At 64.2% G+C, this 13,170-nt stretch carries 14 protein-coding genes; 11 read left to right on the top strand and 3 right to left on the bottom strand.

Going from position 1 to position 13,170, the window contains the following annotated elements; genetic code table 11:
* Positions 1-22: 22 nt before the first annotated feature.
* Genes AC3WLM_RS11335 through ligK form a run of 3 tightly spaced genes read right to left on the bottom strand, consistent with a single transcriptional unit; the run spans position 23 to position 2,647 of the window.
* On the bottom strand, positions 23-913 hold the full coding sequence (locus tag AC3WLM_RS11335) for an amidohydrolase family protein (protein WP_492477404.1): 891 nt from the start codon (positions 911-913) through the stop codon (positions 23-25).
* Positions 910-1,980, bottom strand: coding sequence for a 4-oxalomesaconate tautomerase (locus AC3WLM_RS11340; protein ID WP_039336091.1), 1,071 nt, complete (start codon positions 1,978-1,980; stop codon positions 910-912). Before AC3WLM_RS11340 ends, AC3WLM_RS11335 begins: the two co-directional genes overlap by 4 nt.
* The gene (gene ligK, locus AC3WLM_RS11345; protein WP_039336089.1) at positions 1,973-2,647 is read right to left on the bottom strand and encodes a 4-carboxy-4-hydroxy-2-oxoadipate aldolase/oxaloacetate decarboxylase; all 675 of its coding nucleotides are present in this window, start codon (positions 2,645-2,647) and stop codon (positions 1,973-1,975) included. Before ligK ends, AC3WLM_RS11340 begins: the two co-directional genes overlap by 8 nt.
* 105 nt (positions 2,648-2,752) lie before the next feature.
* Between ligK and ligR the strand changes: the two genes are divergently transcribed.
* From ligR to AC3WLM_RS11400, 11 genes are all read left to right on the top strand, one after another.
* On the top strand, positions 2,753-3,904 hold the full coding sequence (gene ligR / locus AC3WLM_RS11350) for an aromatic metabolism transcription factor LigR (protein WP_492477405.1): 1,152 nt from the start codon (positions 2,753-2,755) through the stop codon (positions 3,902-3,904).
* A gap of 63 nt (positions 3,905-3,967) precedes the next feature.
* The gene (locus AC3WLM_RS11355; protein WP_062341957.1) at positions 3,968-4,789 is read left to right on the top strand and encodes an NAD(P)-dependent oxidoreductase; all 822 of its coding nucleotides are present in this window, start codon (positions 3,968-3,970) and stop codon (positions 4,787-4,789) included.
* Positions 4,786-5,811 (top strand): amidohydrolase family protein, encoded by a 1,026-nt coding sequence (locus AC3WLM_RS11360; RefSeq protein ID WP_492477406.1) that lies wholly within the window; start codon positions 4,786-4,788, stop codon positions 5,809-5,811. Before AC3WLM_RS11355 ends, AC3WLM_RS11360 begins: the two co-directional genes overlap by 4 nt.
* Positions 5,808-6,230, top strand: coding sequence for a protocatechuate 4,5-dioxygenase subunit alpha (gene ligA / locus AC3WLM_RS11365; RefSeq protein ID WP_427465948.1), 423 nt, complete (start codon positions 5,808-5,810; stop codon positions 6,228-6,230). Before AC3WLM_RS11360 ends, ligA begins: the two co-directional genes overlap by 4 nt.
* Position 6,231: 1 nt before the next feature.
* On the top strand, positions 6,232-7,074 hold the full coding sequence (locus AC3WLM_RS11370) for a class III extradiol dioxygenase subunit beta (RefSeq protein ID WP_039336079.1): 843 nt from the start codon (positions 6,232-6,234) through the stop codon (positions 7,072-7,074).
* A gap of 71 nt (positions 7,075-7,145) precedes the next feature.
* Positions 7,146-8,090 (top strand): Gfo/Idh/MocA family oxidoreductase, encoded by a 945-nt coding sequence (locus AC3WLM_RS11375; protein ID WP_039336078.1) that lies wholly within the window; start codon positions 7,146-7,148, stop codon positions 8,088-8,090.
* A gap of 156 nt (positions 8,091-8,246) precedes the next feature.
* Entirely contained in the window at positions 8,247-9,035 is a 789-nt protein-coding gene (locus tag AC3WLM_RS11380; RefSeq protein WP_492477407.1) for a CmcJ/NvfI family oxidoreductase, read from the top strand.
* 56 nt (positions 9,036-9,091) lie between these two features.
* Positions 9,092-10,573, top strand: a complete 1,482-nt coding sequence (gene nov2 / locus AC3WLM_RS11385) for a lignostilbene-alpha,beta-dioxygenase NOV2 (protein WP_492477408.1) — start codon at positions 9,092-9,094, stop codon at positions 10,571-10,573.
* Entirely contained in the window at positions 10,570-11,487 is a 918-nt protein-coding gene (locus tag AC3WLM_RS11390; protein WP_492477409.1) for an SDR family oxidoreductase, read from the top strand. Before nov2 ends, AC3WLM_RS11390 begins: the two co-directional genes overlap by 4 nt.
* Before the next feature lie 193 nt (positions 11,488-11,680).
* On the top strand, positions 11,681-12,424 hold the full coding sequence (locus AC3WLM_RS11395) for a hypothetical protein (RefSeq protein ID WP_492477410.1): 744 nt from the start codon (positions 11,681-11,683) through the stop codon (positions 12,422-12,424).
* A gap of 82 nt (positions 12,425-12,506) precedes the next feature.
* Positions 12,507-13,154 (top strand): Crp/Fnr family transcriptional regulator, encoded by a 648-nt coding sequence (locus tag AC3WLM_RS11400; RefSeq protein ID WP_492477411.1) that lies wholly within the window; start codon positions 12,507-12,509, stop codon positions 13,152-13,154.
* Positions 13,155-13,170 lie beyond the last annotated feature (16 nt).

The raw sequence follows: 13,170 nt of genomic DNA on the forward strand, positions 1-13,170 counted from the left end.
TTGAAGCTCTCGCCCGCCGTCCTCAATCTGCCCAGTACAGCTTCATCGGGTTGTCGATGAGCAGCTTGCGCTGGAGTTCCTCGGTCGGCGCGATGCGCGGGATCATGTCGACGAGGTGGCCGTCGTCGGGGATTTCGGTGTCCATGTTGGGGTGCGGCCAGTCGGTGCCCCACAGCACGCGGTCCTGATAATCGGCCACCAGCGGCGCCACGGCATCGGCAAAGGCATTCCACGGATCGCCCGCGCCGCCTTCCTTGATGGCATCGAGGCGGTCGGGGCAGGTGGCCTTGAACCAGATGTCATCGCGACTGTCGAGGAAGGCGCGGAAGGCCTTCATGTCGGCACCGTCCGGTCCCTGGCGCACGTCGGGACGGCCCATGTGGTCGATCACGAGGGGGACGGGGATGGCGTCCATGAACGGGCGCAGTTCCTCGAGGATGTCGGCCTCGAAATAGATCACCACGTGCCAGCCCTTGGGCAGGCGCTGCGCGACTTCGAGGAACTTGTCCTTGGGCGCGTCGTCGACAAGGCGCTTCAGGAAGTTGAAGCGGATGCCGCGGATGCCGCCTTCGTGCAGGGCGTGGAGGTCTGCTTCGGAGATCGCGGGATCGACCACGGCGACGCCGCGGGCCTTTCCGTTCGACTTGGCGATGGCATCGAGCGTGGCGGCATTGTCGGTGCCGTGGCAGCTGGCCTGAACGATGACGTTGCGTTCAAAGCCCAGGTGATCGCGCAGGGCGAAGAGCATGTCCGGGCCGGCATCCTGCGGCAGGTACTTGGCCTTGGCGCTGAACGGGAACTGCGCCATCGGGCCGAAGACATGGCAATGCGCATCGACCGCGCCGGGTGGCGGGGTGTAGCGCGGCTTCGATGGATTGGCGTGCCAGCTGATGATGCGGTTCTGGTCGGTCATGCAAATACTACTCCATCCATCAGCTTGCGCGCGGTGCGCAGGAGGGCGGCGGTGCGGACTTCGCCGGCGTCGTCCACTTCCAGAACGCAGCTCATTTCGCCGGTGGGGTGTTCGACCGAGAGCAGCTTGCGGCTGCCTTCGGGGATCGAGGCTACCTCGGCGGCGGGCGAGCCGGGGATCAGGCAGGCGGTGGCGACGCTGACCGCGCCGAGGACGCCGATGGTGGCGTGGGCGCGGTGGGGGATAAAGCTGCGCACGGTTACCGCGCCGCCATTCTTCGGCGGGGCGACGAGCATCATCTTGGGGACGGACTTTTCCTTCACGTCACCCAGATTCATGCGTTCGCCGACGGCGAGGCGGATGTCTTCGATCTTCGCTTTGAGATCGCTCGCATTGTCGAGCCAGTCGCGGTCTTCGTAGCCGGTGATGCCGAGATCCTCGGCCTTCATCACCACGCAGGGCATGCCGTTGTCGATCAGGGTGACAGCCACGCCATTCACTTCGTCGACGGCGTTGCCGGTGGGCAGGAGCGCGCCGCACGAGGAACCGGCGGTATCGCGAAATTCGAGTGGCACCGGCGCGTGGGAGCCGGGGACCCCGTCGATCTTCGCATCGCCCTTGTAGGTGACCTTGCCATCGGGCGTGCTGACCGTGGCGACGGCGACCTGGCCGGTGTTCTCCATGAAGATGGCGACGCGGGTTTCATCGCCGGTGGCCGCTACCAGCCCGCGCTCGATCGCGAAGGGGCCTACGCCGGCAAGGATATTGCCGCAGTTCTGCGCATCGGTGACGATCGCCTGATCGACGAAGACCTGCAGGAACAGGTAGTCGACGTCGATGCCCTCGCGGCTGGACTTGGAAACGACCGCGACCTTGCTGGTCAGGGGATCGGCGCCGCCCATTCCGTCGATCTGCACGGGATCGGGGCTGCCCATCATGGCCAGGAGGAAGGCATCGCGCTGGGCCGTGTCCTGCGGCAAGTCATCCTTGAGAAAGTAGCCGCCCTTGGACGTGCCGCCGCGCATCCACATGCAGCGAATGCCTTGGGGCATGCCTGCCTCAGACATACTTGAGGCCTTCCTTCTCCAGCCGTTCGCGCATCTTGTACATGTCGAGGCCGAGGACGCCGGCAGCGAGCTTCTCGCGCTTTTCGCCTTCGTTGGCTTCGCGCGCCTGCGCGGCCTTGAGCACTTCGGCGGCCTTTTCGCGGGGCACGACGCAGACGCCGTCATCGTCGGCCACGATCACGTCACCGGGATTCACCAGCGCGTTGGCGCAGACCACGGGCACGTTGACGCTGCCGAGCGTGTTCTTGACTGTTCCTTGCGCGTAGATCGCCTTGGACCAGACGGGGAAGTTCATTTCCGTGAGGTCGCGCACGTCGCGCACGCCAGCGTCGATCACCAGGCCACGGCAGCCGCGCGCCTGCGCGCTGGTGGCGAGAAGATCGCCGAAGTAGCCGTCTTCGCACGGTGAGGTCGGGGCGAGGAGCAGGATGTCTCCGGCCTGAAGCTGTTCGATGGCGACGTGGACCATCCAGTTGTCACCCGGAGGCGCGCTGATGGTGACGGCGCTGCCGGCGATGCGCGCGCCGCGATAGATCGGGCGCATGTAGGAGGCGAGCAGGCCGGTGCGGCCTTGCGCTTCGTGGACGGTGGCGACGCCGCAGGCGGCAAGGCCATCGATCACGGCTGGATCGGCACGTTCGATGTTCTGGACGACGATTCCCGACATTTCCGGCTCCCATGAAAAATCTTCGCCGGTTCCATGCGACTGCGGGGCGCGAGGAACCAATGCAATGTTTGGCACTGCCCATAAGGAAATGCTAAGCGATGCACCATGCAACTCCTTGCGATCAATGTCCGCCACATCGCGGCGTTCGCGGCGACCGTGCGCCACGGCAGCGTGACGCGGGCGGCGCGGGCGGTGAACCTGACGCAGCCTGCATTGACGCAGGCGATCGCCCGGCTGGAGGCGGACCTGGGATGTGCGCTGTTCGAACGTGGGCCGGCCGGCATGACGCCGACCGAGCCCGCGCTGCTGCTTGCACCGCGTGCCGAAGCTGCGATTGCGCATGTCGGCTCTCCGCGCGTGACTGGCACGCAATTGCGGGCGTTCCTCGCGCTGGCAAGGGCTGGGTCCTATGCAGTGGCGGCGGAAGCGACGGGGCTTTCGTCGGCCTCGCTGCACCGGGCGGTGGCGGATCTTTCGGTCGCGCTGGGGCAGCGGCTGGTGGACCGGCGCGGGCGTTCGGTGATGCTGACGCCTGCGGGCGAAAGGCGCGCACGCGGGTTCGGCCTGGCGATGGCGGAACTGCGTTCAGGCCTTGCCGAAGTGGCGGCCTGGCAGGGCAAGGCGGCGGGGCGGGTGGTGGTTGGCGCCATGCCGCTGAGCCGCGCGCGCTGGCTGCCCGAGACGATCCTGCGCTTTGCCGGAGCCCATCCGGGGGTGGATGTGGCAGTGGTGGAAGGGAGCCATGCCGAGCTTTCCGGACCTTTGCGCGACGGTGAAGTGGACCTGATGCTGGGCGCGCTTCGTGATGCGGCGTCTCTCGATGATCTGGCGCAGGAGGCGGTGTTCGAAGATCGTCCTGCACTGGTGATGCGCGCCGGGCATCCCTTGCTGGCAGGCACGGTGAATGGCGCCGCGTTGGCGGCGTTTCCGTGGATTCTGCCCGCCAGCGACACGCCGTTGCGCCACTACTGGGAAGGCATGATGCGCGGCGCCGGGGCGGAGCCGCCGCGGGTGGGGATCGAGTGCGGATCGGTGCTGACGGTACGGCAATTGCTGCTGGGATCTGACGCGCTGACGCTGCTGTCCCCGGCGCAACTGGCGGTGGAACTGGACGCGGGCGTGCTGGCCACGCTGCCGCCGCCGGTGCCGGTGGCGCGGACCATCGGCATCACCACGCGAGAAGGCTGGCGGCCAACTGCTCCTCAGGCCGCCTTCGTCGCCCTGCTGCGCGAGGTTGCCGCAGAAGGGTTTGCATAAATTTATACCTGTGGCGATGTTTGCATTTGTTCCTTTGCGCCTTGCCGCGCAGGACCGGGCGCCATGGAGAGCGTGATTGCCCTGATCGGCTTCGGTGAGGCCGGGTCCACTTTTGCCAAGGCGGCAGGCTGGGAGTCTGCGGCGCTGGCCTTCGACATCAACCCGGCACGACGGGCGGTGATGGAAGAGGCGGGCGTGGTGATCTGCGGCTCGGCCGAAGATGCGCTTGGCGATGCCGACGTGGTGCTGTCGCTGGTGACGGCGGATTCGGCGCTGCCTGCGGCTGAGGACTATGCCGGTCTGCTGAAGCCGGGCGCGCTCTGGTGCGACATGAATTCGGTGGCACCCGACACCAAGCGGGCCGCCGCCAAGGCGATCGAGGCATCAGGCGGGCGTTATGTCGACGTTGCGGTGCTGGCCCCGGTCAACCCCGCTCGGATGAATGTGCCGCTGCTGATTTCGGGTGCCCATGCTGCAGAGGCCGAGGCGCGGCTGCAGGCGGCAGGCTTTGCCAAGACGCGAGTGGTTGGGGACGAGATCGGCCGGGCCAGCGCAATCAAGATGATCCGCTCGATCATGGTAAAGGGCATCGAGGCGCTGACCGCCGAAATGATGCTGGCGGCGACGAAGGCCGGCGTGGTGGACGAGGTTTTGTCCTCCCTGGACGCCAGCGAGAAGACGCAGAGCTGGTTCGATCGCGCCGAGTACAATGTCGAGCGCATGACGACGCATGGGCTCCGTCGTGCGGCCGAGATGGAAGAGAGCTGCAAGACGCTGGAATCGCTGGGCATCGAGCCGGTGATGACCAGCGGGACCGTGAAGCGCCAGCGCGAGCAGGCGGGCAAGACAATCGCATTCAACGCTAAGAGGACTGAAGTCGCATGACCATGATCATCGACTGCCACGGCCACTACACCGTGCTGCCAAAGGCGCACGACGAATGGCGCGAGAAGCAGAAGGCCGCATTCAAGGCCGGGACCGAGTGCCCGCCCTATCCCGAAATCTCGGATGACGAGATCCGCGAGACGATCGAATCGAACCAGCTGCGCCTGCTGAAGGAGCGTGGCGCGGACATGACGATCTTCTCCCCCCGCGCTTCGGCCATGGCCCCGCACGTTGGCGATCAGTCGGTCGCGGTGAAGTGGGCGCAGGTCTGCAACGACCTGATCGCGCGCGTTGTCGGGCTTTACCCTGACACCTTCGCGGGCGTGTGCATGCTGCCGCAGTCTCCGGAAGCGGACATGTCGTCCTCGATCCGCGAGCTGGAGCGCTGCGTGAACGAGCTCGGCTTCATCGGCTGCAACCTCAACCCTGATCCGGGCGGTGGCCACTTCAAGCATCCGCCGCTGACCGATGAATACTGGTTCCCGTTCTACGAGAAGATGTGCGAGCTGGACGTTCCGGCGATGATCCACGTATCGGGATCGTGCAACCCGGCGATGCATGCGACGGGCGGGTACTACATCGCGGCTGACACCATCGCCTTCATGCAGCTGCTCGAAGGCGACCTCTTCAGCAAGTTCCCCACCCTGCGCTTCATCATTCCGCATGGCGGCGGCGCGGTGCCCTACCACTGGGGACGCTATCGCGGCCTTGCCGACATGCTCAAGAAGCCGTCGCTCGACACGCACCTGATGAACAACATCTTTTTCGACACCTGCGTCTATCACCAGCCGGGCATCGACCTGCTGGCCGACGTGATCGAGAACAAGAACATCCTGTTCGGGTCGGAAATGGTCGGCGCGGTGCGTGGGATTGACCCGACCACCGGGTTCTATTTCGACGATACCAAGCGCTATGTCGACGCACTCGACATCAGCGATGCCGAACGCCACGCGATCTTCGAGGGCAACGCGCGCCGCGTGTTCCCGCGCCTTGACGCCAAGCTGAAGGAGAGGGGCCTGTGACCGAAAGAGCCAAGCCGACCCAGAACATCCACGAATACCTCGCCGAGTTCGAGGACATTCCGGGCACCCGCGTCTACACCGCTGCCCGCGCCCGCAAGGGCTACTGGATCAACCAGTTCGCGATGAGCCTGATGAAGCCGGAGAACCGCGAACGGTTCAAGGCCGACGAGCGCGCCTATCTCGACGAGTGGAAGATCAGCGAGGAAGCCAAGCAGGCGCTGCTTCGGCGCGACTACAACGCGTTGCTCGACCTTGGCGGGAACGTCTACTTCCTCTCGAAGCTTTTCTCTTCGGACGGGCTGCCGTTTGCCGAGGCGGTCAGCACGATGACCGACATGACCTGGCCTGAATATCGCCAGATGATGCTGGAAGGCGGCCGCAAGCCCGAAGGCAATCGCTCGATCAAGGGAGGCTACTGACATGGCCAAGATTACTGCTGGCGTCGGCTCCAGCCACGTTCCGCTGCTTGGCGTCGCTGTCGACCAGGGCAAGTGGCAGGACGACTACTTCGGCCCGATCTTCAAGGGCTACGAGTGGACCCGCGAATGGGAAGCCCGCGAAAAGCCCGACGTGGTGATCCTGGTCTACAACGACCACGCTTCGGCCTTCGACGCGAACATCATCCCGACTTTCGCGATCGGCTGCGGCGAGCACTACAAGTCGGCCGACGAAGGCTGGGGCCCGCGCCCGGTGCCGGACGTGGAAGGCCATGCCGACCTCGCTTGGCACATCGCGCAGAGCCTGATCCTCGAAGACTTCGACATGACCATCATCAACGAGATGGACGTCGACCACGGGTTGACGGTGCCGCTTTCGATGATGTTCGGCCAGCCGGAGAAATGGCCGGTCAAGGTCGTGCCATTGGCGGTGAACGTCGTCACCTACCCCGTCCCCTCGGGCAACCGGTGCTGGGCGCTGGGCGAGGCGATTGCCCGCGCCGTGGAAAGCTTCCCCGAGGACCTCAACGTGCAGATCTGGGGCACCGGCGGCATGAGCCACCAGCTTCAGGGCCCGCGCGCCGGGCTACTCAACCGTGAGTGGGACAACAAGTTCCTCGACATGCTGGAATCGGACAATGACGATGTCCGCCACATTCCGCACATCGAGTACCTGCGCGAAACCGGCAGCGAAGGCATCGAGATGGTGATGTGGCTGATCATGCGCGGGGCGCTGGGGAAGAAGGTCAAGCGCCTCAACCGCCATTACCACATTCCGTGCAGCAACACCGCGATCGGGCACATCGTGCTCGAACCCGCGGACTGACAAACCCAATCCACCCTTGCCGGGCAACCTCACCGGTTGCCCGGTCCTTTTTTGCAAGAAAGGGAACAGACATGCGCATAGCCTTGGCCGGCGCCGGCGCGTTCGGCGAAAAGCACCTCGATGGCCTGAAGAACATCGACGGCGTCGAAATCACCTCGATTATCAGCCGCACCGGCGAACAGGCCGCTGCAGTTGCCGCCAAGTACGGCGCCAAGCACTCGTCGACCGAGCTGGAAGACGCACTGGCGCGCGACGATGTGGATGCGGTGATCCTGTGCACGCCGACGCAGATGCACGCCTCGCAGGCCATCGCCTGCATGAAGGCGGGCAAGCACGTGCAGGTGGAGATCCCGCTGGCCGACAGCTGGGCGGATTCGCAGGAAGTGCTGCGCGTTCAGGAAGAGACCGGCAAGGTCTGCATGGTCGGCCACACCCGTCGCTTCAACCCCAGCCACCAGTTCGTGCACAACCGGATCAAGGCAGGCGAGTTCAACGTCCAGCAGATGGACGTGCAGACCTACTTCTTTCGCCGCAAGAACATCAATGCCAAAGGCGAGCCGCGTTCGTGGACCGATCACCTGCTGTGGCACCACGCCGCGCACACGGTTGACCTGTTCGCTTATCAGGCGGGCAAGATCGTCAAGGCCAATGCCATCGAAGGGCCGATCCATCCCGAGCTGGGCATTGCCATGGACATGTCGATCCAGTTGAAGAGCGAAACCGGTGCGATCTGCACGCTGTCGCTTTCGTTCAACAACGACGGACCGCTCGGCACCTTCTTCCGCTACATTGGCGATACCGCGACCTACATCGCGCGTTACGACGATCTGGTGAATGGCAAGGAAGAGCCGATCGACGTTTCGAAGGTCGACGTCAGCATGAACGGCATCGAACTTCAGGACCGCGAGTTCATCGCCGCGATCCGCGAGGGGCGCGAGCCGAACAGCTCGGTGCAGAAGGTGTTCGACTGTTACCGCGTGCTGGGCGAGCTGGAACAGCAGCTGGCGGCCGGTTGATCTGGAAAAGGCCCGCCCGAAACGGCGGGCCTTTTTCGTTGGGGTGCGATCACACTGCCCTCCATTGTCGTCACTCCGGGTCAGGCCCGGGGTGACGTGAATTGAAAGCGTTAAAGCCGGACCCGCGCCAAAAGCAGGCCGGCAGAGGAGAGCATGATGGAAGCGCTGATTGCCTACTCGGGCCGCAAGTTCGCGCGGCCGCGCTACTATGCCAACGCCCATGAGCGCGACGAGGTGGACATCGTCCCCGTGCCCATGACCATGACCGATGCGCGGGGGCTGGGCACCAGCATCGACCGCGAGGGCTTCGAGCTCGTCCCGCACAAGAGCGCCGTCACTGACTTCGCCGACCGCGACAAGGTGACGCGCGTGCATATGCGCGAAATCGAGGACCTGGTGCAGGCGCGTACCGGTGCGGACTTTGTCCACGTTGGCGCGCCGGGGCTGCTGCGCTTTTCCGAGAAGAGCGGCAAGGCGGGGAGCCTCGACAATTCGATGCCTGCACGTTTTGCCCATATCGATATCTCGGACCGCACGGCGCAGGCCTTCGGCGAACGAGGGGCGAACGGGCGGATCTTCGTGCGATGCGCGCACTACAACGTGTGGCGCGCCATCTCGCCGCCGCCGCAGGACGTGCCGCTGGCGTTCTGCGACGCGCGCAGTATCTCTGCGCAGGACCTGATCGCAGCCGATGCCGTGTTCGATGCGCCGGGGCAGCCAGAGTGGTCGTTCGAGGGGGTGGTCGTCGCGCACAATCCGGCGCACCGCTGGCACTGGTTCTCGCAGATGACGATCGATGAAGCCGTCCTGTTCAAGACCAATGACAGCGATCCTGCGCTCGCACACCACGTTCCGCACGTGGCATTCGACCTGCCCGGCTGCCCTGCCGATGCGCCGCCGCGCGTGAGCATCGAAATGCGTGCGACCGCCTATTGGTGGGCTTGATTGACTTGCGCTTTGCGCTACACATACCGTAACAAATGATAGGGTGAGGTGTGGTGATGGGTGCGTATCCGCAGACGATCTACTTTACCGGCGCAAACGAGCCGGTGGGGCAGGAAGTGGACCTGCGCGGGCTGAAGGTGGAGGGCGACCTGCCAGCGGAAGTGCGTGGCAGCTTTTATCGCGCCGTGCCTGATCCCGCTTTTCCGCCCATGTTCGACAATGACCACACGCTTTCGGGCGATGGCATGGTCAGCCGCCTTTCGTTCAACGCTGATGGCACGGCGGACTTCCTGATGAAGTTCGTGGAAACCGCGCGCTACAAGGCCGAGCAGGCGGCGGGCAAGGCGCTGTTCGGCAAGTACCGCAATCCTTTTACCGATGATCCTTCGGTGCAAGGCGTCGACCGCACCGTGGCCAACACCACTCCGGTGTGGCACGCCGGACGCCTGCTGATGGCCAAGGAGGACGGGCGGCCCTATCGCGTCGATCCCAGGACGCTGGCAACGCTTGGCTCCTACGATTTCGGCGGCGCGCTCAAATCTGAAACGATGACCGCGCACGTGCGGATCGATGCCGAGACGGGCGAGCTGTTCTTCTATGGTTACGAGGCAGACGGGCAGGCCTCGACCAAGGTCGCCTATTGCATCGTTGCGCCCGATGGCACGCTGAAGTCGGAACAGTGGTTCGATGCGCCCTATTGCGCGATGATGCACGATTTCACGATCAGCAAGAACTACGCGCTCTTCCCGATCTACCCGACGACAGCGGACCTTGACCGGTTGAAGGCGGGCGGGGAGCACTGGCACCATCAGCCGGAGCTGGAATCCTGGCTGGGCGTGATGCCGCGTTATGGCGACGTGCGCGAGATCAAGTGGTTCAAGGGGCCGAAGGGTTGCCATTCGTACCACATGATGAACGCGTGGGAGGACGAGGGCGGCATGCTCCACTTCGACGCCTGCCTGAACAATACCAACGCCTTCGCCTTCATCCGTGAGCCTTCGGGTATCCAGATGGGTCCGCAGGACATGCAGGGCGCGCTGACCCGCTGGACGGTCGATCCGCGCAGCGAAGGCGGCGAGGTTACAGAGACGATCATCGGCCCTCCCGGGGATTTCCCGGTGATCCCGGCGAAGTTGCAGGGACGTCCCTACAAGACCGGCTGGATGCTCTCGATGAACCCCGAGTTGCAGGGGCCGCCGTTGTTTGCAGGGCCGGTGGGCGTGAGCTTCAACCTGCTGCTCCGTCTGGACGGGATGGACACAGGCAGCCCCCAGGTGACCAATGCACTCGCCCTGCCGCCGATGGCCGGATTCAACGAGCCGGTGCATGTGCCCGCTGCTGATCAGGCCAAGGATGGTTGGCTGGTGTTCATCATGGACCAGCAGACCGGTGACAACCAGTTCGTGCATGAAGCCTGGGTGGTCGATGCCGGGAACATCGGTGCAGGGCCGGTGGCGAAGGTCCACATCCCGACGCGGCTGCGTCCGCAAGTGCATGGCTGGTGGGTGCCGCAGGCGCAGTTGGACGCTCTGGCATGAGCCGTATCGTCATCACCGGAGCTTCGGGCAATTATGGCCGCGGCGTTACCGACCGGCTGATCGCGCTGGGGCGTGCAAGCGACCTCATCCTGATCACCCGCAAGCCTGAGAAGCTCAGCGACCGCGCCGCGCAAGGCTGCGTCGTGCGCTACGGCGATTTCGACAAGCCGGAAACGCTGGTCGAGGCGGTGCAGGGCGCTGACAGGATGCTGCTGATCTCGGGCACGCGGGTTGGGGCGCGCGTGGTGCAGCACAAGGCGGCGATCGACGCTGCCGCTGCGGCGGGCGTTGGGCATGTGGTTTACACCAGCTTCATCGGCATCGACGATCCCGCCAACCCCGCTGAAGTGCGGCACGATCATATCGAGACCGAACGCCTGATCCGCGCCTCGCGTTGCGGCTGGACGATGCTGCGCGATGCCCACTATGCCGATGCGATGATCCTGATGGCCGGCCCCGGCGTGATGCAGAGCGGCAAGTGGTTTTCCAACGCCGGAGAGGGCCGCGAGGCGATGGTCTGGCGCGACGACTGCATCGAGAGCGCGGTGGCGGTCCTGACCGGTGAAGGCCACGAGGGCCGAATCTACAACATTACCGGGCCGGAATTGCAGACCTTCGGCGAAGTTGCGGCGATCATGGCCGAAGTGACCGGGCGGCCTGTCGAATACGTCTCGCTGGATGACGAAGGCCAGTATGCGATGTTCGACGCCATGGGCATCCCGCGCCGCCCGGTCGATGATCTGGAAATTGCCGGCATCCCGTGGAACAGCGACGACATGGTGTCTTTCGGCCGCGCCATCCGCGAGGGGTTCCTTGAGCTCTGCACCGATGATGTCCAGCAATTGACCGGGCGCAAGGCGCGATCGGTCCGTCAGATGATCAAGGACAACGCGGCCACGTTGCGCGGGGCCTGAAGGGTTGCGGCCGTCCCGGCCAGTGCCAACGATCGTGTGAGGCCTTTGTCCACCCGGATCGCATGGCTTTGCGCAGCCTCCAGCTTCCGTTCGTCGTTTTTCGAAATCGTTCCAGTAACTTGACCTGCCCAAAAGGGAAACATCGCAGTCGTTGCAACGTTCACTCTGCACAACCAGCAAGGGGACGAGCAGCATGGCAAGAGATGACGGCACCTCCCTTTTGACGCCGGAATTGATCGTGGCCGAAAAGGTCATTGCGCACGATGGCGCACGATCGCTGGCCAGGGCCGAGCACGGTGGACTTCTCGGTGTCACGTGCCTGCAGGACGCGCCCTACATGGCCGCCTACGAGTGCTTCGACAGCTATTCGGCGTTCGAACGCTATCTCGATTATGGCGGGCCCGACCTGATACCGTCCGTGCGCCTGCTGCTTTCGGAATACTGCCGCCACGCGCTCGATCGGGCATGGTTCTACTACCCCGATGCATTGCCGGAAGAGGGTGTCGCCAAGGACGACATCCGCAACGGCTATATCCTGCGGCGCCTCAATTTTCCCTTGGAAGACCTTTATCCAGACAGCCAGCCTGCGGGACAGGTTGGCCAGGAGATCTATGGCAGCGGCGCGGCGCTGATCTACACCACCCGCAGCTTCAGGCGGATCGAGGGCGTTCCTTTCCTGATCTGGTGCGACGTCTTTGTCCGCGCCGTTCACAAGATCGACGCAACCACCATCAGCATGCGCATCGATGGCCCGGCCGGGACCGAAGCGCGGCTCGCGCTGGTGATGGAAGATGGCAGCACGACTGACGGCATCGAACCGCGCCTGGCCACATCCGACGGCCGAGCCCTGCCCTTCGAACTGCAAGACGGCCGCCTCGAAGCGCGCCTTCCCGCTGATGCTTCGCTCCTCTTCGCCTGGAAAGAGACCAAGAAATGATGAACGCTGCGCTCAAGACCGACGAAGGCGCTTCCCACGCCGAGCGGCCGCCGATTTCGAAGCCGTGTGGAACCTGAAAGGCATGGCACAGACAAGGCAGCCTTCCGCACCTCGCCTGTTCGACAGGGGCTCTCATCTTGCAAGAGCAGGCGATCGGCGCGCGGAGATCTATCGCATCAAGGAAGGCTGGGCCTGTCGCTATGACATTCTCGCAGATGGACGGCGGCAGATAACCGACCTCTATCTTCCCGGTGACTATTGTGAGCCACAATGGCTGATCACCAGGGATGCCACAGCGCCCATCATGGCCCTGACGCGCCTTGCGGCTGAACCGATCTCGGTCGATCTGCTTTACCGGCAGGATCAGGAAGGGATCAAACAGGTACTCGCGGGGATCGTCCGCAACCTGGAGAGGCAAACCCAATGGCTCGTCCGCCTCGGGCGGAAGAATGCGACGGAACGCATTCTTGAGCTGCTTGCCGATCTTTACGAGCGACTTGGCTCAAGCGATCAACCGACGTTGATCTCGTTAAGCCAGGTCGAAATAGCCGATGTCGTGGGTTTGACCCCGGTTCACGTCAACCGAATCCTTCATCGCCTGGCCGAGAAAGGCCTTGTCGTTCAGCAAGGGCGGAGCCTGTTCGTCACGCCACTCATTGCGACGGGCGCAGAACCGGGACCCGAAAAGTGCCCGGTCAGGAAGCCGGACGCGGTTCATACCGATAGCTGAAGCGCGCGTGCGTTGG

The sequence above is a fragment of the Novosphingobium sp. FW305-C-30-35 genome, from assembly GCF_058783135.1.